We start from the raw sequence: 21,201 nt of genomic DNA, 5'->3' as shown, positions 1-21,201 counted from the left end.
GGGCTGATCACGGATGCGGTGGTCGCGGCATCGCTGGATCAGGCGCGGCGTATCTGGGCCCTGCGCGAACGCACCCCCGAGGCGCAGAAACGCGCGGGCGGTTCGATCAAGCACGACATCTCGGTCCCCGTCAGCCGCCTTCCCGATTTCATCGCCAAGGCGACCGCAGCGGTCACGGCCTATATGCCCGGCATCCACATGTGCGCCTTTGGTCATGTCGGCGACGGCAATGTGCATTTCAATTTCACCCAGCCTGACGGCATGGAGCGGCAGGAATTCCTGTCTCATTGGGACGCGATCAACGATCTGGTCCACCCGATCGCGCTGCGGATGGCCGGTTCCATCAGCGCCGAGCACGGGCTGGGATTGCTGAAAGCCGAAAAGATCGCTGTGCACAGATCCGACAGTGAAAACGCGCTGAACATGGCACTGAAACGGGCGCTGGATCCCCGAGGGCTGATGAACCCCGGTAAATTCATCGCCGTGCCGGATCGCCGCTTCTGACAGGCCACGCCGCCCCAAGCGGGCGTATCTGGTCATGCGGGATTTTTATCTGAAAACCGGTGCCCACATTTCAGGAATCCTGCCTAACCCGCCAGCGCGGCCAGCAATTGCCCGTGCAGCGAGGGGCTGGCGACGATCAGGCCGTCAACCATCGCGCGCGGGCTGTTAAAGCGCATCCTTTGTCCGTGGCGATCCGAGACTTTTGCCCCGGCACGCTCGGCGATCAGGCTGCCGGCGGCGATGTCCCATTCCCAGGCCCCGCGCAGAGAAAGAGCGGCATTGAACCGGCCCTGCGCGGCAAGGCACAGCCGCCAGGCCAATGATGGCCGGAATTCGCGGCGAAAGCCCGGAACATGGCCGCCGCGCCAATGGCCCGGCTCGGTCGCGGCGCGATAGGTCAGGACGGTCGCGCCGCTGATATCGGCGGGCGCTGGTGCGATGGGTTCTCCGTTCAGTTGCGCCGGGCCGTCGGCAAAGGCGGTATAGGTCAGCTTGCGGACCGGCAGATGCACCACCGCCGCCACGACACGGTCGCCCCGCGACACGGCCAGCGAATGCGAGAACCCCTCTTGCCCGTCGATAAAGGCGCGGGTGCCGTCAATCGGGTCCAGGATAAAGCAATGCCCGGCATTGAGGCGCGAGGGGTCGGCCTCGCTTTCCTCGGACAACCAGCCATAGTCGGGACGCGCGGCACGCAGCATCGCCTGCAATTCCTCGTTCACGGCAAGATCGGCCTCGGTCACGGGACCGGCACCGTCACCCTTGTCCCAGCTTCGCGGAGCATTGCGCCAGTATTCCAGTGCAATCTGCCCGGCACGCAGCGCAGCGTCCTTCAGCAAGGCCAGGTCGTCCTCAGGCACCGGCAACGGTCATCCCCTCGACCAGCAGGCCGGGAACCTCGGTCGCGCGCCATGGCAGGGCATCATTTGCGGCGCGCAGCGTCATCAGCATGTCGCGCAGATTGCCCGCGATGGTGCATTCATTGACCGGCCAGGCGATCTGGCCGTTTTCCACCCAGAACCCCGACGCACCGCGCGAATAATCGCCCGTCGTCGCGTTGATCGACGCCCCCAGCATCGAGGTCACGATCAACCCCCTGCCCATATCGGCCATCAGGTCATCAAGGCTCTGATCGCCGGGACACAGGATGACGTTGCTATACGCAGGCGAGGGGCCCGACGCCACCCCGCGCCATGCCGAACCGGTGCTGTCCATCCCCAGCTTGCGCCCTGTCGCCATATCCAGCGCCCAACCCTGCAACACGCCCTTGTCCACGATCTTGCGACGGGACTGCGCCAGCCCTTCGGCATCGAAGGGGCGCGAATAGGGAAAGCGCGGACGCAAGGGATCTTCGATCAGGGTCATGCCTGCTGGCAGAACCTGCTGGCCCAGGGCATCGCGCAACCAGCTTGCGCCGCGCGCGACCGCCGCCCCGTTCACCGCCGCCAGCAAATGCGAGATCAGGCTGGCCGACACGCGCCGGTCAAAGATGATTGGAAAGGCGCCGGTGGGCGGCTTTTTCGATCCGGCGCGGGCCAGAGTCCGCTCGGCGGCGAGGGCACCGATTTCCTCGGGGGCGGGCAGATCGGCAGCCCATGCGCGGGCCTCTCCGGCATAGTCGCGTTCCATCCCCAGCCCCTCGCCGGTAATGGCGACGGCAGAAATGCTGTGGGTGCTGCGTTCAAAGCCGCCGGAAAACCCGTTCGAGGCCGCCAGCCATGTCGCCCGGCGGCTGAAACCTGCGGCGGCAGCCTCGACCTGAGCTATGCCTTTGGCAGCCAGCGCGGCAGCCTCGGCACGCAAGGCCATATCCTGAAGAGCCTCGGGCGTCGGGTCGGGGCCCTCATCGTCCAGTTCCAGCCCGACCGCATCGCGTTGCCGGCCCAGCAGCCGCGGTTCCGCCAGACCCAGCGAGTCATCGACCGGCGCCTCGCGGGCCATGGCCACGGCGCGTTCGGCCATCCGGGCAATCGCCGCCGCGCCGTGATCCGAGGATGACACGCAGGCCTGCCGCCCCCCGATCAGCACCCGCAGCCCGATCTCGACCCCTTCAGCGCGTTCGGCCAGTTCCAGACTGCCGCCGCGAACATCGATACTGACCGAGCGACCGTTGACGGCCAAGGCATCCGCCTGATCGGCCCCCGCCGCACGCGCGGCATCGACCATCGCCTCGGCCAGCGTCTTCAAATCCGTTTCCGCGCGTCCGCCACTCATGCCCGCCTCGTTTGTCTTTTGTTGCTTGTCCTGCACAGCCGCCCGCCGTGCAAATGAAAAGGGCCGGATGCGGTGCCCGGCCCTGTCCCTGTTACAGTCAGCCCTATTTCATTTGCTGACCATTGGCAAAGATGGAACCGTCTTCCTTGAATTCCAGCGTCGTGCTGAGATTGTCAGGATCGCCCTCGGCCGGTTTGGCGAACATCGACATCATCATGCGTACGGGCATCAACTGATCCTGCGGAAGCAAGCCAACCGTGACCAGCTTGTCCAGCAGCGCGTTCACACCGACAAGGCTGCCCTGCACGGTCCCGACCGGCTGTTCCGCGCCTTCGGGCAGGGTCAGATCGCCGCTGAAATCCGCCGAGGCACCGACCGCATCCAGCGCAACCCGGTTGATCTTGATGGTCTGCGGGATAAAGGGCGTCGCGGGCTTCGCGGGGGCTTCGCCAGGCTCGGTGGCCCCGTTCGCAGTCGCTTGTGACAACTTCTCGGCAAGGTCCGGATCGAGCAGATCGTGGCTCAGCATCGCGTCACCCTCGACATCGACGGACAGCGAGACGGGATCGCGAGACAGAACCTTTTGGGGATCGAGCATGTTCCAGATGCCGTCATCCAGCGTCAGCCCGGCCAGCGAATAGGTCAGCTTATAGGGCTGCGCGGCATCCGAGGCCGCAATCGGGAACAGCAATTGCGCCGAGGCATCCTCTAGCGCATAGCTGACCGGAAAGGGCAGGCTGTCTGCAGTCAACGAAGCGTTGATGCCCTTGACCGAACCGCCATAGGAAAGCCCGTCTTTCGACATCGAAAACTCGACCGCCAGCGCGCCGGACGTATAGTCCGCCTTGCCGGTCTGGGGCGCGCCCTGCGCATCGATGCCTGCAAAGGTCATACCGCCGGTGATGGCCCCGACCGTCACATTGCCGCTGCCGTTCAGGCCATTGTTCAGCGCCAGATCCAGACGCGAGGCTGCGTCAAATCCGCCTTCGGGAACGATCACCGTGCCCGAGGTCGCGATACCCTCGACATGGGCGTTCATGGTCATCTGCACGGCGTCAGTGGCACCGTCTGCACTGGCGGGCTGGCTGACTTCGGACGACATGTCCATGCTTGCAGCCGTGGCGCTATAGGTCGTTTCGATCTGCCCCGCCGTAACCTGATGATACTGCATCTTCACGTCGTTCATTGTGACCGTCGCCGGAACCTCGACTGCGTCGTCCCCCTCTTCGATGATGCGCAGGTCCATCGTCACGGTCGGATAGGTAAAGTCATGGGTCATGTCCGCAGCCGAACCCGAGGACAGGATCTCGTTCTCGGGCATGGCCAAATCCAGAGTGATCGAGGTGCTCGGCATGTCCTGCACTTCGTTGACCACGTTGAAATGCGCGTTCCCTTCAATCGTGGTGCGGACCCTGGCGTCGCCGGTCTGCTGAAGGACGATCTTCGGGACGGTGATCGACGCCTTGGCGGTCGGGACTTCGGCGGTCAGCACCACATCGGTCAGGGTCAGGGTGTCACCTGCCTCGTCTCTGGCTCCGGTCGTGACGGCATATCCCATGCTGGAATAATAGCCGGACAGGTTTTCCCAGACCTCGTTCGGGGTGACATCTGCCATAACCGGCGATGCTGCGACGATCAGCGCCGTGGCCGAGCTTGCAAGTGAGCGGAACATGCGGATACCTTTCGTAATGCCAAACGTGTGCTGGTAGTGTCATAACGGCGCTGCAAGGGAAAGGGAACATTCCGTGATCCGATCAGAGTGCCGGGCTGGCGTCACCTTTCTGACCATCGACCGCCCTGACAAGGCGAATTCGCTGACCGGCAGGATGCTGCGCGATCTGATGGCCGCGCTGGACGATGCCGCCGCACATGACTGCCATGCGCTGGTCCTGACCGGCGCGGGCAAGGTGTTTTCCGCCGGGGCCGATCTGGCCGAGGCCAGGGCGGGGCTGGCGACTTCGGCCCTGTGGGAACAAGTGTCGTCGCGCATGGCCAGCATGCCCTGCCTGACCATTGCAGCGCTGAATGGCACGTTGGCGGGCGGTGCGTTCGGCGTGGTGCTGGCCTGTGACCTGCGGCTGGCCGTGCCCGAGGCCAAGTTGTTTTATCCGGTAATGAAGCTGGGTTTTCTGCCCCAACCCAGCGATCCGCGCCGTCTTGCCGCGCTGGTCGGTCCAGCCCGCGCCAAGATGATCCTGATGGCCGGTGCCAGGGTCGAGGCGACCGAAGCCCGCGACTGGGGTCTGATCGACTGGATCGTGCCCGCCGATGTATTGCTGGGTGCCGCGACCGAGCTGGCCGCGGACGCCATTTCAGCCTCGCCGGAACATGTTGCGGCGATCAAGGCAATGATCAATCAACCATAGACCGATTGCTTGCCGAAATGCCGGCACAGCATGTAATAAACCACCGGTCGGTACTTGCTTCGGTTCGCGCGGCCATATTTGTCGATGACGGCATCAATCGCCTCGGTCAGTTTGGGGCCGTCAGGAAGCCCAAGTTTTTTCATCAGATAGCTGGTGCGAATGCGGTCCAGTTCGGCCTTGTCGCTGGCCGCGACGGTTTCGGAATCGGCATTATAGATGGACGGCCCGCACCCGATGGTCACTTTGGTCAACAGGTCCATATCAGGCGTTTCGCCCAGCTTTTCGGTAATGTCTGCGGCATATTTCGCAATCAGTTCATCACGCTTGCTCATTATCCCTCCTATTATGCGATTGACCGGAACGGGGGCAGGATGCGGCGAAAGCGGCGATCTATCAACAGGTTCCTTAAAATTGCACGCAAAAATCCGCTGATGGCGCGCGATGTTTCCGCTAGCATCCGGTTGCGGGACTGTATCATAATCACCGCCTGACAGTGACCGGCAGAACGATAAGGAACCCTGCGATGGCGATGCTTTTGGGCGATGTGGGTGGCACGAATGCACGTCTGGCGATTGCCCGGAACGGCGCAATTGATCACCAGACGGTGACGCGGTTTCGCGGCGACGATTACGCGACCTTTGACGAGGTCGTGCGCCTCTTTCTGGCCGGACAGGGCAATCCCCGCATCTCGGCGGCTTGTGTCGCTGTGGCCGGGCCGGTCAGCGGCGGGCAGGCGACGCTGACCAACCGCGACTGGACCTTTTCCGAGGACGGGCTGGCGCGGCTGACCAATGCCGGTCATGTCCGTCTTTTCAATGACCTGACCGCCCTGGGCTATGCCACGCCCGCCCTGACGGGCGACGGCCTGACCGAATTGCGCGCAGCGCCGGAAAGCCGCGCGCGCAATGGTCAATCGCTGGTCGTGGGGCTGGGAACCGGGGTCAATGTCTGCGCCGTCCGGGTTCTGCCCGGCGGCACCATCACCGCGCTTGAGGCCGAACTGGGTCATACCTGCCTGCCCGCGAATATCTGGCAGCGGCTGGTCGATCTGCTGGGCCGGGTCGGCGCGGCGCCCTTTGATTCCGTCGAAGAGACCTTTGCCGGCCGTGGCCTGTCGCGCCTGCATGCCGCGCGCACCGGCACCCCGCCCATGCGCAGCGAGGCCATCGCCGAGGCGGTGCGGCAGGGCGATCCGTCGGCCATTGCCACCTATGATCTGTTCACCGATCTGGTCGGCCTGCTGCTGCGGGAACTGAGCCTGCAATTCATGCCCCTTGAGGGGCTGTTTCTGGCGGGCAGCGTCGGGCGCAGCATCGCGGACCGCGTGACCCGGCTTGAAACCGCGTTTCTGTCTGAACATTGCATGCGCCATATCCCGCAGAACACGCCGATCTATCTGATCCGCGACGACATGGCCGCGCTGCACGGCTGTCTGGCGGCGCTGTCCTGAACGGGATTTCCGGAAAACCACAAGGCGAAATTCGCTCAAAAGCCCGCAACTTCAACCAAAGTCGGGCTTGCAGCGGCGGCAAAGCCGCAGAATTTGGCCCGGACGCCACAGTTATCAAAGCCTTTGATAAATCATTGTGAGTGGCCCTTGATTTTCTGGATTCACGGGACGGTTTCAGGTCATATTGCGCCAAGAACGATAAACGGGGCGGTACGGAATGCGCGGATATCTGAGGGCTTTACTTCTGGCCAGCACGGCACTGGGCATCGGGGGGATGGCGCTGGCGCAGTCGTCATCGCCCTTTTCGGGTCTGTTTGGCGGTGGCAGCAAGGCGGAAAGCCCGGTCAAACTGGAATTCAGGATCAGCGGCGATGACGAGGGCGATCTTGAAAGCTCGATCACGAACAGTTCGCTGATTTCGGGCGCGCTGACCGAGGGCAGATATACCGGACAGGACATTCTGGCCGCCGCGCGCGGCGATTATGCCCGGATTCTGGGCGTGCTTTATGATCAGGCGTATTATTCGGCAGTGATCAATATCGCGCTTGACGGGGTCGAGGCGGCCGGGATCGCGCCTCTGGACGCCCCGGTCGAGGTGCGCAAGGTCACGATCACCGTCGATCCGGGCAAGCGGTTCAAATTCTCGCGCGCCGCGATTGCCCCTCTGGCACCCGCGACCGAGCTTCCCAAGGAATATGCCAAGGGCCAGCCAGCCGGGACCGGCACGATCAAATCGGCGGCGGTGGCAGGGGTCGAGGGCTGGCGCGACGCAGGCCACGCCAAGGCAGATGTCGGCGGGCAGGATATCATCGCCGACCACAATGAAAGCCGGGTGGACAGCCAGATCATGCTTGACCCCGGCCCCGCCGTCACCTTCGGCAAGCTGCATATCAGCGGCGAAGACCGGATGCGCCCCGACCGCCTGCGCGAGATCGCGGGCTTTCCCGAAGGCGAGGCGTTCAACCCCGAAAAACTGGAGGATGTACGCAAGCGCCTGCGCCGCACCGGGGTATTTTCGGCGATCACCCTGGACGAGGCCGCCGATCTTGGCCCGGCGAACACGATGGATGTGGACCTGACCGTGGTCGAGGAAAAGCCCCGCCGTATCGGAGCGGGCTTTCAGTTGTCGAACACCGATGGCGCGCTGCTGTCGGCCTATTGGATGCATCGCAACCTGTTCGGCGGCGGCGAGCGGCTGCGTTTTGACGTGCAGACCTCGGATATCGGGTCAACCACCAGCGAACGCGACGACCAAATCTCGGCCCGGCTGGAACGCCCCGCGACCATCACCGCCGACACGACCGCCTATGTCGAGACGTCGGTGGCGCGGATGCGGGAAGAGGATTACGATTCCGACGTCGCCAATTTTTCGGTGGGGTTCAACCGCTATTTCAGCGATCAGCTTACGGCGGATGCTGCGGTCGGCTATATGTTCTCGCGCGTGACGGACGATAACGGCAAGACCAATTTCAAGGCCGTCACGTTCCCGATGGACATCATCTGGGACAAGCGGGACGAGCCGACCAATGCCAAGCGCGGTTTTTACCTTGCCGGCTATGCGACGCCCTTCATCGGCATGGGTCAGGCCGATTCCGGCGCGATGCTGCAAGGCGACGGGCGCGGCTATTATTCGTTCGGCACCGATGACAAGTTCACGCTGGCCGGGCGGTCCTTGCTGGGCACTATTCTGGGCAGTGACATCGAACACACGCCGCGCGAGTATCTGTTCTTTTCGGGCGGGGGCGGCTCGGTTCGCGGGCAATCCTATCAATCGCTTGGGGTCTATGAAATCACCGGTCCCGACGGGCCGATCAAGACCGGCGGGAAGAGCGTAGTGAACCTGAACGCCGAGTTGCGCGGTCAGGTACGCGACAAGATCGGGCTGGCTGCGTTCAGCGACTCTGGCAAGCGGTGGACCGACAGCGGTTGGAGCGGTGACAGCAGTTGGCAGGCCGGGGCAGGCGTGGGAATCCGCTATGATACCCCGGTCGGCCCGTTGCGTTTCGACGTAGGCGCCCCGCTTGGCGGTGGCGCCACCAATGACGGCATGCAGGTTTATCTGGGACTGGGGCAGGCATTCTGATGCGCAAGATCGTATTCATCATTTTCGCCCTTTTGCTGCCTCTGGCCGTCATCGCCCAGAACGCGGCGGATGGCGATGACGACAAGGACTTTATCACCCGGCTGCTGGAAAAGAACCTGTCGGGCGAGGGCCGGACGGTACAGATTGACGGGTTCGAAGGCGCCCTGTCCTCGCGCGCGACGTTTCGGCAGATCACCATCGCCGATGCCGACGGACCATGGCTGACGCTGAGGGACGGCGCGATCCAGTGGACGCGCTCGGCCCTGTTGCGGGGGCGCGTGCAGATTGCGGAACTGTCCGCGCAGGAAATTCTGCTGCCCCGCCTGCCAGCCCCCTCGGGGCAGGATCAACCCACTGCGGAAACGGGCGAATTTGCCCTGCCCGATCTGCCGGTTTCGGTGAATATCGACAAGATTCAGGCCGGGCGCGTCGATCTGGGCCAGCCGGTCATGGGCCTGGCCGCAGTGATCGCCGTGGATGGCAGCATGAGCCTGGCCGATGGCGAGGGCAAGGCACATCTGAAGATCGACCGCGTGGACGGACCCCGCGGGGTGTTCGATCTGGACGCGGGCTATGCCGAGGATAGCAAGACCCTCAACCTCAGGTTGCTGCTGGACGAGGATGCCGACGGCCTGCTGGTCAATATGGTAAACCTGCATGGCAAGCCTGCCGTCAATGCCGAGATCAGCGGCGAGGGCCCGCTGGACGGGTTCGCCGCCAATCTGCGGCTGGCGACCGACGGACAGCCGCGCGTGACCGGTACGGCCTCGCTGACCGCGCAGGCCGATGCTGGCGGCAATCCGGGCCGGGCCTTCCGGCTGGAACTGGGCGGCGATGTGGGCGCACTGCTGCCCCCTGACGACCGCGCCTTTTTCGGCCCGCAGACACAGCTTGTCGCCGATGGCTGGCGCGGCGACGATGGGCGGCTGACCCTGCCGGAACTGAAAATCGACACGGACGGCCTGGATCTGGCGGGCTCGCTGTCGGTGGCGGCGACGGGCGCGCCAGAACAGGCCAACCTGCTGATCACCCTGGGATCCGACGCGGGCGCGACCGAATTGCCGGTCAGCCTGCCGCGCGCGGGCCAGAACTCGACCGTCGAATCCGGCAGGCTGGAGCTGCAATTCGACGCGGCGCAGGGTCAAGGCTGGACGCTGAAGGGCAATGTCGGGGAACTGGATCAGGACATGGTTCATATCGGCGATCTGACGCTGGACGGCGCGGGCTCGGTCCTGTTGTCGGATGACGGCGCATTGTCCGAGGTGAACGGCAAGCTGAATTTCGGCGGCAAGGGGCTGACCTTTGCCGATCCGGGCATCGGTCAGGCGGTGGGCGACGCGATCACCGGCGTGACGACATTCGCCTATGGCGGCGGCAAGCTGGAATTTGACGATCTGGCGATCAACGGCGCGGATTACGGGCTGTCGGGCTTTGCCATGCTGTCGGGGCTGACCGGCGGGCTGATCGCCTCGGTCGATCTTGCCGCCGATTATTCAGACCTGTCACGACTTTCGGCCGTCGCGGGCCGCCCCGTCAGCGGGCGGGCCGATGCGACGGTTCAGGGCTATTACACGGTCCTGACCAAAAGCTTTGACATCGACGCCGAAATCAAGGGGCAGGACATCACCGCCGGGCAGGACCAGCTTGACCGCCTGCTTGCCGGGGAATCGCAGATCAAACTGCTGGCGCGGCGCGACGATACCGGGATCGAACTGTCCGAATTTTCGGTGAATGCGCAGCAACTGACGGCGCAGGCGCAGGGTTATCTGAACAGCACGGACAGCGATCTGACGGCGCGGATCTCGATGCCATCGCTGTCCGGCCTGGATGCGCAATTCAACGGAGCCTTGCAGGCCGACGCCCGGCTGACCGGCCCGGCGGGGGCGCGGCAACTGTCCGTGACCGGCGATGCCAGCGACCTGAAGATCGGAATCGAGGCACTGGATGGGGCGTTGCAGGGGAAAACCGATCTGGCACTCAGCGCCGCCGAGGCTGCGGGCGGGTACGAGCTGCGGAATTTCCGGCTGGCAAATCCGCAACTGAATGCCGAGGCGCAGGGCAGTTTCATCGCGGGGGCGATGGACGCGACCGCGCGCTTTGCCGTGGCCGACATGTCGTCGATCATGGCGGGCTGGTCCGGCGGGTTTCAGGCGGATGCGCGGCTGACCGAAAAGGACGGCACGCGCTTTATCGACCTGACCGGCACCGGCCAGAACCTGTCGCTTGGCCAGCAGAATGTCGATGGCGCGCTGACCGGCACCACCGATCTGCGCGTTCTGGCCGAGGAAAATGGCGGCGTGATCACGCTGCGCGATGTCTTGCTGAAGAACGATCAGGTCGATGTCGCGGCGCAGGGGGTCTATGGCCCTGGCGTGACCGATCTGACGGCCAAGGTCGATATCGCCTCTTTCGCCTCGTTCGGGCCGGGCTGGCGCGGGTCGCTGAACGCCGATGCCAGTTTTCGCGAGGCGGGCGACAGTGTCCGGCGGCTGCAACTGACCGGCACCGGGCGCGATCTGGCGCTGGGGCAGGCGCAGGTCGATGGCGCGCTGGCGGGCGAGACGCGGCTGGCCGTGACCGGCACCGAAAAGGACGGCCTGTTCACAATCGAACAGGCGCAGATCGAAAACCCCCGCCTGAATGCCAGTGCGACCGGCAAGGTGGGTGCGGGTTCGACCGATATCAACGCAACGCTGCGCGCGGGCGATCTGCGGTTTCTGGGCAATGGCATCGGCGGCGCCATCAATGCCGAGGCCCATCTGACCGAGGCAAACGGCACCCGCCGCATCAGTGCTTCGGGAACGGCGAACGGGCTGTCTTTGGGTCAGGACCGGATCGATCCGGCGCTGCGCGGGCAGACCAGCTTTGACGTGGCGGCGACCCAGTCGCCAACGGGCATTTCCCTGCAACGCCTGTCGGTCGAGAACCCGCAACTGCGGGTCAGCGCCGACGGAGACCCTGCGCGTTCGCTGAATATCGACGCGCGGCTGTCCGATCTGGCGCTGATTCAGCAGAACATGCCGGGACCGGTTCAGGCGCGCGGAACGCTGCGTCAGACCGGCCAGAACTTTGTCATCGACCTGAACCTGGATGCGCCGGGCAATACCAGCCTGCGGCTGGCCGGAACGGCGGCGCAGAATTTCTCGAACACCGATCTGACGGTGACGGGCAGCACCGACGCGTCCCTGGCCAACGGCTTTATCCGCACCCGCAATGTCGAGGGGCCCATCGACCTGAATCTGCGCATTCAGGGCCGCCCGTCATTGCAGGCCCTGTCCGGGCGGGTTCAGCTTAGCAATGGCGTTCTGGCGGATCCGGGGCTGGGGCTGCGGCTGGAAAATCTGGGCGTGACGGCAGATTTTCAGAACGGCCGGATCAATCTGGACGGCGGCGCGAATGCCTCGGCCGGGGGGACGATTGCGATTGCCGGACCGGTGGATCTGCGTGCCGGGACGATTGACATCGGCGTCACGCTGGACGGGTTCGTCGCGCGCGATCCAACGCTGTATGAAACCAGCATTTCCGGCACGGTACGCATGTCGGGGCGGTTGGGGAACGGGCCGCTGATCGCCGGGCAGGTCAATCTGGGACCGACCGAGATTCGCATCCCCTCGACCGGTCTGGGCGGCGCGCATGCCATTCCCGACATCATGCATGTCGGCGACACGCGCCCGATGCGGTCCACCCGCGCCAAGGCCGGACTGGAGCCCTATCCCAGTGCGGCCGCGCGCGAGGCGGGTCTGGGCGGGCCTCCGGCGACGCCACCCGCCAACCCGCCACGGCTGGATCTGACGATCAACGCGCCCAATCAGGTGTTCATCCGTGGTCGCGGGGTCGATGCCGAACTGGGCGGCACGCTGCGCGTCACCGGGACCACGCGGAATGTGGTGCCGATCGGGCATCTTGGCCTGATCCGGGGCCGGGTCGATCTGCTGGGCAAGCGTTTCGATCTGAGCGAAGGTCTGGTCGAGTTGCAGGGCAGTCTGATCCCGATGATCAGGCTGGTGGCCGAAACCAGTCAGGATGGCGTTACAACCCGCATCATCATCGACGGAGAGGCGCGCGACCCCGAAATCAGCTTTGAATCCTCGCCGCAGATGCCCGAGGAAGAGGTTCTTTCGCAACTGCTGTTCGGGCGCGGGATCGACGCGATCAGCCCGTTGCAGGCGGCACAGCTTGCCAATTCGCTGGCGGTCCTGGCCGGTCGTGGTGGCGAGGGGATCGTGGGGCGGATGCGCAACCGGGTCGGGCTGGACGATCTTGACCTGCAAACCGATGCCGAGGGGAATGTTCAGGTCCGGGCGGGCAAGTATCTGACCGAAAAGATCTATACCGACGTTTCAGTGGGCGATAACGGTAAGACCTCGGTTAACCTGAACCTCGATATTTCCGACATGCTGCGCGCGCGCGGATCGGTCGATAGCGAGGGGCAAAGCACGCTGGGGCTGTTCTTCGAACGCGATTACTGACGCTTGGGGGCATGCGCCCCCTATTCCGCCCCCACCGCAGTGGCCAGTTCCGGCGTCTGATCCGGACCGATCGGAGGCAGGGCCGAGGCGGGCGCGTGAAAGCGCAGCATCTGATGAGCACCGCTGACGCGCGCGATGTTCCAGCCCAGCAACTGACCCTCGGGGCCCGAAATCGCGCCACTGTCACGCGCCTGATCGCCGCCCTTCAGCCGGTCGCGCAAGGCGTTGAACCCCGGCCCCGCATCGATCTGCCTTTCCCATCCGGCGATAGCCTCGGTCAGGGTGGTGCCGCAATCGCCCCACAGCTTGCGATAGGCCGAATTGGCAAGGACCAGCTTGCCGGTTGGCGCAAAGACGGCCAGCGCGTCCTCCAGCCCGTCGATCACCGTGTTTCCCAGCAGCAGATCGGCACGGAACTTGCGGGTCAGCGTCACCTCGGAGGTGATATCGTCGAACAGAAAGGCCACCGCACCGTCGGGGTGGGGCCGACCGGTCACGCGATAGGTGCGGCCACCCGGCAGGGACCAGGTCTCGCTGTGATGGCCGGTGGCGGCGGCACTTTCCAGATTGCTGATCTGCTGGCGCCAACTGCGGTAATCCTTGGGTTCGGGCACCATGCGCTGTTCACGCAACTGATCGAGGAAATCGAACAGTGACGGGCGCGCCGTCAGAAAGCCGGTCGGCAGCCCGGTCAGATCGATCAGCGCCGGGTTGAACAGTTGCAGCTTGCGTTCCCTGTCGAAAATCGCCAACCCGATTGGCAGGTCGGCAAAGGTCTTGGTCAGGGTCTGGACAAATTCGCGCAGGCTGCGTTCCGCCCGGACGGCAGCATCGGCGGGCAGGGCGAACATCATGGTCTGGTCGCCCACGCGATGACTGTGACAATCGTACCACGACACCATGCCATTGTTGTCCAGAGGCGCGCGGCGGGTCGAGGTTCCGGCCCCCGGCACGGGTTTGGGATGTTCCAGCAGACGCGGCAGCGGCCAACCCAGATCACCCTCGCCCTGCGATTCGGCCAGCCGAAAATAGGCGGCATTGGCCCATGATATGCGGTCGTCCGCGTCCTGACGCCAGACCAGCATCGGCGTCTGGTCCAGCGATTGCCGCAGCAGGTCAAGTTCCTCTTCCATCGCCAGAAGGGACATCGAATCGACGATGATGCCGGAATGTTCGCGTTCGGGATCGGTCAGCAGGACACGGCGCAGCCCCTTGCCCAAATCTTCGGCCACAAGACGCAGCCTTGCGGTTCCCGTGCCGCTATTGCCGGTCAGTTCGATGCGGCCCTGCCGATCAAGTTCGGTCCAGCGCGCCGCAATATCGGGAAAACGCGGGCCAAGCCAGGCGCGCAGGCGTTGCCACGAACAATCCTGCGGCGCGCCGATATGGTCCAGCAAGCCACGGGCCGTGCCGGTCGCGTCAATCAGCGCATCGTCGCGGAACAGGAAAACCAGTGGTTTCGGCCCATGATCCAGCAGATTGCGCATGGATCGCGGCCGGTAATCGCCCCGCCACCGGTCCCAAAACCGGATCAGCCAGATCGCCAGTATGACAGACAGCGTCCCGGCAACCAGCGCCAACCCCGCAACCCACAGCCCCTGAAAACTCACACCGCATCCTCCTGCCTTTTGCCCGACCTTAATCTCAAGAGCTTTAAGAATCGGTTAAGGCGAAACCGTGGAGATCCTGTTCCGGGTTTTGCCCCAGGGGCAAGCGGCTGTTGGCGCGCAAACGCTCTAACGGCCAGCAAACCGTCACCATGGCACCCGGTCCGCCATTCGCGAATTGCAGCCGCGCACCAGAACGTTCGAGCAGCGTCTTGGCGATGAACAGCCCAAGCCCCATCCCGTCATAGCCTTTGCGCTGCCGGCCATTGCGGCGGCTGGTCAGATAGGGATCACCGATCCGGGGCAGCAATGTCGGCGGAAAGCCTGGCCCGTCATCGCGGATGGTGATCGTCAGATTCTGTTCATCATGGGTCGCGTCGATCACCACGCGCCCCGCCGCGAAATCGACGGCGTTCTGAATCAGGTTGCGCAATGCGTGAATGATGGCCGGATCGCGACGGATTTCGGTGCCATCGGCGTTGATCTCGATACTGATGCCTCGATCCGCATGGGGATTGGCGGCGCTTTCGATGATGGTGCGCAAGGGTCCGATACGCATCAGCAGATCGTCTTTCCCCGCCCGCCCCATGTTCCGCAGGATGCCCGCGCAGCGGTCGGCGGCATCGCGCAGGCTGGTCAGGTCCGAATCAATATCGGGACGATCCTCCAGCTCATCCGCCAGTTCCGAGGAAATCAGCTTGATGGTGGCCAGAGGCGTGCCCATCTCATGCGCGGCGGCGGCAACGACTCCGCCAAGATGTTGCAGCCGGTGTTCGCGGGCCAGCGCCATCTGGGTGGCAAACAGCGCGTTTCTGGTGTCGGTCAGTTCCGAAGTCACACGATGCGCATAGCCCGAAAAGAAAAACACCCCGATGACCAGCGCAAGCCAGTGCCCCGCAGCCAGCAGGCGGTCCGGATCCAGCCGCGCACCGTCAGGGCCGGTCAGGGGCTGAGCCAGCAGGGCAGCCAGCGTGATCAGCGCCACGGTTGCGGCGCCAAGCGTCATGGTCTGCCGCGCGTTCAGGGCTGTCGCCGCAACCGTCACCGGTGCCAGCAGCAGCAGCGCAAAGGGGTTGGCCATGCCGCCCGTCAGCATCAGCAGCGCAGCAATCTGGGTCATGTCGAACAAAAGCTGATACAGCGTGCCGCGCGGGGAATTGGGCACAGCCCCCCGCAGCAGCAGCCAGACATTCATCACCGCCGCCGCCGCGATCAGCGTCAGAACGGGCTGAACGGCAAAGCCGATCCCCATGGCCCGCGCCGCAGCAATGGCGGTCAACTGGCCTCCTATTGCGATCCACCGCAGCAGAATCAGCGTTCGCGGCCGGATTGTGACCGGCAACGATGCTCCAAAACCTGTGAATGGTGCGGGCTGGATCATGGAAAGCCTTTGGTGCGACACTGCCTACCTTGATAGCGAGTGCCGGATAGGCGATCAATGTCGGCACGTTCTGGCGACAAAGGAAGGTTCCATGGCTGACCGCAAAATCCTGATGATCGGTGTCGGTGCCACGCTGACGCTGCTGGTCGCTGGCGGCGCTCTTATCGCGCTGCGCAGCAACGCAGACGTTTACGCACAATGCCGCGCCACCTCTGTCGCTGGCGGAATGGATGCTTTTGGCACCGCGTTCACGCTGACAAATGCCGATGGGCAACTCGTGACCGACCAGCAAGTGTTTAATAAACCGTCGCTGCTGTATTTTGGCTACACCTTTTGTCCGGATGTCTGCCCGCTGGATAATGCGCGCAATGCCGACGCGATTGCAGCCCTTAAAGATCGCGGTCTGGATGCGCAGGCGGTATTTATTACGGTTGATCCCCGGCGCGACACGCCCGAAGCGCTGAAAACTTTCACCGGCATTTTTTCCGATGACATGATCGGACTTACCGGTACCGAACAAGAGATTGCAGCCGTCAACAAGGGCTGGCGGAATTACTACAAAGCGAATGATCAGGACGATAAGGAATACTATCTGGTCGATCATATGACCAATACCTATCTGGTCATGCCGCAAAACCAGACGGTCGAATTTTTTGGCCGTGATGTCCCCCCGGAAGAGATGGCAGACCGCGTCGCCTGCTTTATCGACGCCGCAAGTTAAGGCATGCATCGCCGAACCGCTTGAAACCTAGTATCAGTCTTCGCAGATGAATATGAGGTATTAAGGGGGAAGCCATGTCAGATAATCTGTTGGAACGGATCGGCCGTGACCGATCGCTTTTGCTGGTCGATGACGATGAGATTTTTCTGAACCGGCTGGCGCGGGCGATGGACAAGCGCGGGTTTGAAACCCGCACCGCCCTGAGCGTGGCCGAGGCCCGCCAGCGCATCGCCGACAGCGCCCCGGCCTATGCAGTGGTCGATTTGCGACTGGAGGATGGCAGCGGGCTGGATGTGGTCGAGACGCTGCGCGACAACCGCGACGACACGCGCGTGATCATCCTGACCGGCTATGGTGCCATTGCGACGGCGGTTGCAGCGGTAAAAATGGGTGCGACGGATTATCTGGCAAAACCGGCCGACGCAAACGACGTCACCTCGGCATTGCTGTCGCTGGACGTGGTTTTACCGCCTCCGCCGGAAAATCCCATGTCTGCTGATCGCGTCAGGTGGGAACATATTCAGCGGGTTTATGAACAATGCGGTCGTAACGTAAGCGAAACTGCGCGACGTTTACACATGCATAGAAGGACACTACAGCGAATTCTTGCCAAACGCGGTCCAAAGTAGTGTATATTTGGGGTCTTGAAATTCCTTGTCATTAGTATAGATTATTATCGCAGAATACAAATGGACGGCCAATAAAATGAACATCGACTTTGAAACCATGTCGCTGAAAGAGATGCGCGATCTCAGATCAAAACTTGATCGTGCAATCAATTCTTATGAGGATCGCAAACGCCGTGAGGCGCTTGCAGCAGTTGAAGAAGCCGCAAGAAATCACGGTTTCAATCTGTCGGATCTGACTGGCGGAAAACCGAAACGGGCAGGCACTGTTCCGCCTAAATACGTTAATCCGGATGATCCGACGATGACCTGGACAGGTCGCGGTCGCAAGCCTCGTTGGGTCCAGCAAAGCCTTGAAAAAGGTCTGGAACTGGAAGAGCTTCTGATCTGATATGGCATGGGTCGCCCCTTGGGGCGGCCCCGTAACCTCGGTCAGTGTTTTTTGTCGATCTGAGACATTAGCAGCGAAAATCTGCCGATATAGTCATCTCGGACATCCGCAGGTGGCCTCAGTTTTATTTCCAGACCCGAAAGTTTGGTTTTTTCCGGAATCGGAAAAAGGTGGCGGGCTTCGGTTTCGCTGAAGCCTGCAATCTGCCTTGCTTCCAACCGCGCCGAAACGCGATCTGCGGTTTTTATCCGCTTTTTAATGGTTGCCGGCAGAGTTGCGGGTAGACCAAAGCGACGATGTATTGCGGTTGCAATTCTTTCATCCATTTCGCCGTACTCGATGCCAAGCGTCGCCTTCACCGGCGAAATCATATCGCCGATAACATACTCGGGCGCGTCATGCAGCAAAGCAGCAAGTCGCCAGATTGGTTCAATTCCGGGATTCAGGCGAAAAAAAATGCTTTCGACCAAAAGCGAATGCTCGGCCACCGAATAGGGCCAGTCACCCCGCGTCTGGCCATTCCAGCGCGCGACAAAGGCAAGCCCGTGGGCGATGTCCTCAATCTCGATGTCAAAAGGGGTCGGATCCAGCAGGTCCAGACGGCGGCCTGACAGCATGCGCTGCCAGGCGCGCCGGGGTTTGGCGGCCATTACAGGCGGACCGTCAGGACGGCTTCTGTTCCGCCACGTTTTCGGGGGTTTGCTGCTCAACGCGGCGGGCCAGCTCTTGACGGTACAGCGCCACGAAATCCACCGGTTCCATATTGAAGGGCGGAAAGCCGCCATCTCGCGTCACATCAAAAATGATCCGCCGCACAAACGGGAACAGCATGCGCGGGCATTCGATCATCAGGAACGGATGAAGCTGATCATCGGGCACGCCTTCGACGTGGAACACCCCGCCATAATCCAGTTCGGTCAGGAACAATGTCTGGCCGTCCGCCTTGTTCGAGGACGAAACACGGAACTTGGTAATCACCTCGTACTGGTGTTCAGTCCCGCGCTTGCGGGCGTCCAGACTGACCTGAACGCTGATCTCGGGCTGAACCTCTCCGGTCGGAGCGCCTTTCTGGGCGACCGCGTTTTCAAAGGACAGGTCGCGGATATACTGCGCCAGAATCTGCATCCGCACCTGCGGCTGCTGCGGGGGTTGTGCCTCAGGGGTGGCACCATTGGGTTGGCTGTCGTCGGCCATCTTCTACCTCGTTAAGTTCGGACTCGCCGAACCTTCTAGCAGGCTGGCCGCACCGCCTCAATGGCGCGTCCACCCCGATTTGCCGCGCGGGCCACGATCCGGGGGTGGCAGGTCGGGCGGCATGGGCCGGTCTGATCCCGGCTCGTCCTCGACGACATAGTCGCCGTCGATCACGCCATCGCCATAGGGCGGGCGGTGCGGCTCGGGGCGGGTGTCCGCGAACCCAAGATCGACGCGCGACACCTGGATGCGGCTGGCGATGCGCCGCATCAGCCAGTCACGGACGCCGGGAATCAGCAGCAACAACCCAATACTGTCGGTAAAGAAGCCGGGCGTCACCAGCAGCATCCCGGCAATGACGATCATCACGCCATGGGCCAGCGGACGGCTGGGATCGCTCATCTCGGCAAAGCTGCGCTGAACTTCAAGCCATGCGCTGGCCCCCTGGCTGCGCATCAGCGCGGTCCCCACAACTGCGGTCGTGACGACGATAGCCAGCGTCGGCCACAGGCCAATCAGCCCTCCGACCTGAATGAACAGCGCGATCTCGATGATCGGCACAATGATGAACAGCCAGACAAGCCACATGCGAATTCCCCTTCCCGGCCAAGGCGCGAACTGGACTTGCCCCGGTCCAGCCCCTACATAGTGAAACAATACAGATATACCAACCGACCCGCAGAGATTTGAGGTTGCCTGAATGAACAATTCGCTGATCCAGCTGCTGGTCCTTGCCGCGATTGCGATTTTCCTGATTCTCAGGCTTAGAAATGTGCTGGGTACGCGCGATGGTTTTGAACCGCCAAGGACTGATAACGCCAACGAAAGCCAGCGCCGCCGCCGTTTCGAAGTGATCGACGGCAACGCCGAGGAAGTGGATCACGACATCGGCGACCATGCCGAACCGGGCAGCCCGGCTGCCACCGCGCTGATGGCGATGAAGCGGACCGAGCCCTCCTTTGGCGTAGGCGATTTCCTGACCGGGGCCAAATCCGCGCATGAGATGATTCTGATGGCCTTTGAACGAGGCGATCTGTCCGAAATCCGACCGTTCCTGTCCGATCCGGTAGCCGAGGCATTTCAATCGGTGATCGATTCGCGCAAGGCCCATGGTCAGACCGTCGAGGCACAGTATCTGGGCACCCGCGAGGTCGCGCTGGAAGGGGCCGAATTCGACAACTCGAACGGTCTGGCCGAGGTATCAGTCCGGTTCGTGGCCGAACTGATCGTGGCCACGCGCGATGCTTCCGGTAATGTGGTCGAGGGCGACGCCAAGGCTTCGCGCAAGCAGCGCGATCTGTGGACCTTCGCGCGCCACATGGGCCAGGACGATCCCAACTGGCAGTTGATCGCGACCGGCTGATGGCGCGGCGACGACGGGGCCTGACGCCCGAGGAAGGGGAGTTGTGGTCCCGCATCGCCCGAACGGCAAAGCCGATGCATCCTGCGGGCCCGCAACCCGTCCCCAGGCCGCTGCCCGAACCCCTTTGGCCCACTGCCCCGTCCGGGCACAGGCCGACCCCCCCCGTCTCTGGGCCCGCCGTGTCTGGGCCGGAAATCGACATCGGCCGGATGGCGGCGATGCCACCTGCGTCACGCTTTGCTCATGCCCCCACCCCGGCCGAGCGTCTGGCCTCGGTCGCGCTTCGAATGGATCACAAGACCCACAAACGCATGACGAAAGGCAAGCTTCGCCCCGAGGCGCGGCTGGATCTGCACGGTATGACGCTGGCTGCCGCGCATCCCGAGCTGATCGCCTTTATCCTTTCCTGCCACGCTGCCGGCCGGCGCCTTGTGCTTGTCATCACCGGAAAAGGCCGGGGCGATCACGGCCCCCTGCCCACCCGACCCGGCGCGCTGCGCCATCAGGTGCCCGTCTGGCTGCACCAGCCGCCCCTGGCGGCTGTCGTCCAGCAAGTGACCGCCGCGCATTATCGTCATGGCGGCGAGGGAGCCTATTACGTCTATCTGCGGAAGCGGGCCGGTTAGGGCAAAGGCTGTCCGGCACCATGGCGGCGCAAGGCGCATACACCACCCTCGAACATGACCGGGATCCGTGGCGCGACGTCACCGCCGGAGAATTTGCGCCCCGCAGTGGCCAAGGGAGCTATGCGCCCCCCCCTCCGGACCCCCTGCAAGTGCCTGCAACAGTGATCGGCGTAGCGGTTGGTCTGGGCTGGCGATACCGCTTCACC

Annotated in this window: 19 protein-coding genes; 10 read left to right on the top strand and 9 right to left on the bottom strand. The window is 63.2% G+C overall.

The features are described 5' to 3' along the window. A partial coding sequence (locus ACK5L9_RS13590) for an FAD-binding oxidoreductase (RefSeq protein WP_416912005.1) occupies positions 1–504 on the top strand: 504 nt, incomplete at its 5' end. A gap of 83 nt (positions 505–587) precedes the next feature. Here ACK5L9_RS13590 and ACK5L9_RS13585 read toward each other — a convergent pair. The 3 genes from ACK5L9_RS13585 to ACK5L9_RS13575 form a co-directional block, all read right to left on the bottom strand. Further along, a complete protein-coding gene (locus ACK5L9_RS13585; RefSeq protein ID WP_416912004.1) occupies positions 588–1,364 on the bottom strand; it encodes an inositol monophosphatase family protein in 777 nt (258 codons plus the stop codon). Continuing rightward, positions 1,357–2,718, bottom strand: a complete 1,362-nt coding sequence (locus ACK5L9_RS13580; protein ID WP_416912003.1) for a TldD/PmbA family protein — start codon at positions 2,716–2,718, stop codon at positions 1,357–1,359. The genes ACK5L9_RS13585 and ACK5L9_RS13580 overlap by 8 nt, the downstream gene beginning before the upstream one ends. A gap of 103 nt (positions 2,719–2,821) precedes the next feature. Beyond that, entirely contained in the window at positions 2,822–4,390 is a 1,569-nt protein-coding gene (locus ACK5L9_RS13575; RefSeq protein ID WP_416912002.1) for a DUF2125 domain-containing protein, read from the bottom strand. A gap of 73 nt (positions 4,391–4,463) precedes the next feature. Here ACK5L9_RS13575 and ACK5L9_RS13570 point away from each other — a divergent pair, with 73 nt between their 5' ends. Further along, positions 4,464–5,084 carry an enoyl-CoA hydratase/isomerase family protein gene (locus tag ACK5L9_RS13570; RefSeq protein ID WP_416912001.1) on the top strand — a complete coding sequence of 207 codons (621 nt, stop codon included), beginning with the start codon at positions 4,464–4,466 and terminating at the stop codon, positions 5,082–5,084. Here ACK5L9_RS13570 and ACK5L9_RS13565 read toward each other — a convergent pair. Next, positions 5,075–5,416, bottom strand: a complete 342-nt coding sequence (locus ACK5L9_RS13565; RefSeq protein WP_416912000.1) for a DUF2853 family protein — start codon at positions 5,414–5,416, stop codon at positions 5,075–5,077. The two genes, ACK5L9_RS13570 and ACK5L9_RS13565, sit on opposite strands and share 10 nt — an antisense overlap. 191 nt (positions 5,417–5,607) lie before the next feature. Between ACK5L9_RS13565 and ACK5L9_RS13560 the strand changes: the two genes are divergently transcribed. The 3 genes from ACK5L9_RS13560 to ACK5L9_RS13550 all read left to right on the top strand — a co-directional run bounded on the left by ACK5L9_RS13560 (position 5,608) and on the right by ACK5L9_RS13550 (position 13,086). Continuing rightward, entirely contained in the window at positions 5,608–6,534 is a 927-nt protein-coding gene (locus tag ACK5L9_RS13560) for a glucokinase (RefSeq protein WP_416911999.1), read from the top strand. Between the two features lie 217 nt (positions 6,535–6,751). After that, complete coding sequence (locus tag ACK5L9_RS13555; RefSeq protein WP_416911998.1) at positions 6,752–8,617, top strand: autotransporter assembly complex protein TamA; 1,866 nt, start codon at positions 6,752–6,754, stop codon at positions 8,615–8,617. Then, the gene (locus ACK5L9_RS13550) at positions 8,617–13,086 is read left to right on the top strand and encodes a translocation/assembly module TamB domain-containing protein (RefSeq protein ID WP_416911997.1); all 4,470 of its coding nucleotides are present in this window, start codon (positions 8,617–8,619) and stop codon (positions 13,084–13,086) included. Before ACK5L9_RS13555 ends, ACK5L9_RS13550 begins: the two co-directional genes overlap by 1 nt. A gap of 20 nt (positions 13,087–13,106) precedes the next feature. Here the strand turns inward: ACK5L9_RS13550 and ACK5L9_RS13545 are convergent, their stop codons facing one another. Continuing rightward, positions 13,107–14,696 (bottom strand): PAS-domain containing protein, encoded by a 1,590-nt coding sequence (locus ACK5L9_RS13545; protein WP_416911996.1) that lies wholly within the window; start codon positions 14,694–14,696, stop codon positions 13,107–13,109. Between the two features lie 43 nt (positions 14,697–14,739). Further along, positions 14,740–15,972: an ActS/PrrB/RegB family redox-sensitive histidine kinase gene (locus ACK5L9_RS13540; protein ID WP_416911995.1), complete on the bottom strand. Its 1,233-nt coding sequence runs from the start codon at positions 15,970–15,972 to the stop codon at positions 14,740–14,742. Between ACK5L9_RS13540 and ACK5L9_RS13535 the strand changes: the two genes are divergently transcribed. The 3 genes from ACK5L9_RS13535 to ACK5L9_RS13525 all read left to right on the top strand — a co-directional run bounded on the left by ACK5L9_RS13535 (position 15,944) and on the right by ACK5L9_RS13525 (position 17,812). After that, entirely contained in the window at positions 15,944–16,795 is an 852-nt protein-coding gene (locus ACK5L9_RS13535; protein WP_416911994.1) for an SCO family protein, read from the top strand. The two genes, ACK5L9_RS13540 and ACK5L9_RS13535, sit on opposite strands and share 29 nt — an antisense overlap. Before the next feature lie 74 nt (positions 16,796–16,869). Beyond that, the gene (locus ACK5L9_RS13530) at positions 16,870–17,424 is read left to right on the top strand and encodes an ActR/PrrA/RegA family redox response regulator transcription factor (protein ID WP_416911993.1); all 555 of its coding nucleotides are present in this window, start codon (positions 16,870–16,872) and stop codon (positions 17,422–17,424) included. A 76-nt stretch (positions 17,425–17,500) separates the two neighbouring features. Beyond that, entirely contained in the window at positions 17,501–17,812 is a 312-nt protein-coding gene (locus ACK5L9_RS13525) for an H-NS family nucleoid-associated regulatory protein (protein ID WP_416911992.1), read from the top strand. Between the two features lie 41 nt (positions 17,813–17,853). On the opposite strand, the gene ACK5L9_RS13520 is transcribed toward ACK5L9_RS13525, so the two are convergent. Genes ACK5L9_RS13520 through ACK5L9_RS13510 form a run of 3 tightly spaced genes read right to left on the bottom strand, consistent with a single transcriptional unit; the run spans position 17,854 to position 19,594 of the window. Then, entirely contained in the window at positions 17,854–18,462 is a 609-nt protein-coding gene (locus tag ACK5L9_RS13520; protein WP_416911991.1) for an HD domain-containing protein, read from the bottom strand. Between the two features lie 13 nt (positions 18,463–18,475). Then, complete coding sequence (secB, locus tag ACK5L9_RS13515) at positions 18,476–19,006, bottom strand: protein-export chaperone SecB (protein ID WP_416911990.1); 531 nt, start codon at positions 19,004–19,006, stop codon at positions 18,476–18,478. A gap of 57 nt (positions 19,007–19,063) precedes the next feature. After that, a complete protein-coding gene (locus ACK5L9_RS13510) occupies positions 19,064–19,594 on the bottom strand; it encodes an FxsA family protein (protein WP_416911989.1) in 531 nt (176 codons plus the stop codon). A gap of 112 nt (positions 19,595–19,706) precedes the next feature. Between ACK5L9_RS13510 and ACK5L9_RS13505 the strand changes: the two genes are divergently transcribed. After that, positions 19,707–20,369: a Tim44/TimA family putative adaptor protein gene (locus tag ACK5L9_RS13505; RefSeq protein ID WP_416911988.1), complete on the top strand. Its 663-nt coding sequence runs from the start codon at positions 19,707–19,709 to the stop codon at positions 20,367–20,369. Further along, a complete protein-coding gene (locus ACK5L9_RS13500; protein ID WP_416911987.1) occupies positions 20,369–20,995 on the top strand; it encodes a Smr/MutS family protein in 627 nt (208 codons plus the stop codon). The genes ACK5L9_RS13505 and ACK5L9_RS13500 overlap by 1 nt, the downstream gene beginning before the upstream one ends. The last annotated feature ends 206 nt before the right edge of the window (positions 20,996–21,201 follow it).

The organism is Paracoccus sp. (in: a-proteobacteria) (genome assembly GCF_047973135.1).
In the GTDB taxonomy this organism is placed as follows: Bacteria; Pseudomonadota; Alphaproteobacteria; order Rhodobacterales; family Rhodobacteraceae; genus Paracoccus.
This window is presented reverse-complemented; position numbering and strand designations above follow the sequence as displayed.

What these genes read in the sequence shown, in the direction of transcription:
- ACK5L9_RS13580 (WP_416912003.1), bottom strand. Translation starts at nt 2,718, where the DNA reads ATGAGTGGCGGACGCGCGGAAACGGATTTGAAGACGCTGGCCGAGGCG.
- ACK5L9_RS13575 (WP_416912002.1), bottom strand. Translation starts at nt 4,390, where the DNA reads ATGTTCCGCTCACTTGCAAGCTCGGCCACGGCGCTGATCGTCGCAGCA.
- ACK5L9_RS13565 (WP_416912000.1), bottom strand. Translation starts at nt 5,416, where the DNA reads ATGAGCAAGCGTGATGAACTGATTGCGAAATATGCCGCAGACATTACC.
- ACK5L9_RS13560 (WP_416911999.1), top strand. Translation starts at nt 5,608, where the DNA reads ATGGCGATGCTTTTGGGCGATGTGGGTGGCACGAATGCACGTCTGGCG.
- ACK5L9_RS13555 (WP_416911998.1), top strand. Translation starts at nt 6,752, where the DNA reads ATGCGCGGATATCTGAGGGCTTTACTTCTGGCCAGCACGGCACTGGGC.
- ACK5L9_RS13550 (WP_416911997.1), top strand. Translation starts at nt 8,617, where the DNA reads ATGCGCAAGATCGTATTCATCATTTTCGCCCTTTTGCTGCCTCTGGCC.
- ACK5L9_RS13535 (WP_416911994.1), top strand. Translation starts at nt 15,944, where the DNA reads ATGGCCCGCGCCGCAGCAATGGCGGTCAACTGGCCTCCTATTGCGATC.
- ACK5L9_RS13530 (WP_416911993.1), top strand. Translation starts at nt 16,870, where the DNA reads ATGTCAGATAATCTGTTGGAACGGATCGGCCGTGACCGATCGCTTTTG.
- ACK5L9_RS13525 (WP_416911992.1), top strand. Translation starts at nt 17,501, where the DNA reads ATGAACATCGACTTTGAAACCATGTCGCTGAAAGAGATGCGCGATCTC.
- ACK5L9_RS13520 (WP_416911991.1), bottom strand. Translation starts at nt 18,462, where the DNA reads ATGGCCGCCAAACCCCGGCGCGCCTGGCAGCGCATGCTGTCAGGCCGC.
- secB (WP_416911990.1), bottom strand. Translation starts at nt 19,006, where the DNA reads ATGGCCGACGACAGCCAACCCAATGGTGCCACCCCTGAGGCACAACCC.
- ACK5L9_RS13510 (WP_416911989.1), bottom strand. Translation starts at nt 19,594, where the DNA reads ATGTGGCTTGTCTGGCTGTTCATCATTGTGCCGATCATCGAGATCGCG.
- ACK5L9_RS13505 (WP_416911988.1), top strand. Translation starts at nt 19,707, where the DNA reads ATGAACAATTCGCTGATCCAGCTGCTGGTCCTTGCCGCGATTGCGATT.
- ACK5L9_RS13500 (WP_416911987.1), top strand. Translation starts at nt 20,369, where the DNA reads ATGGCGCGGCGACGACGGGGCCTGACGCCCGAGGAAGGGGAGTTGTGG.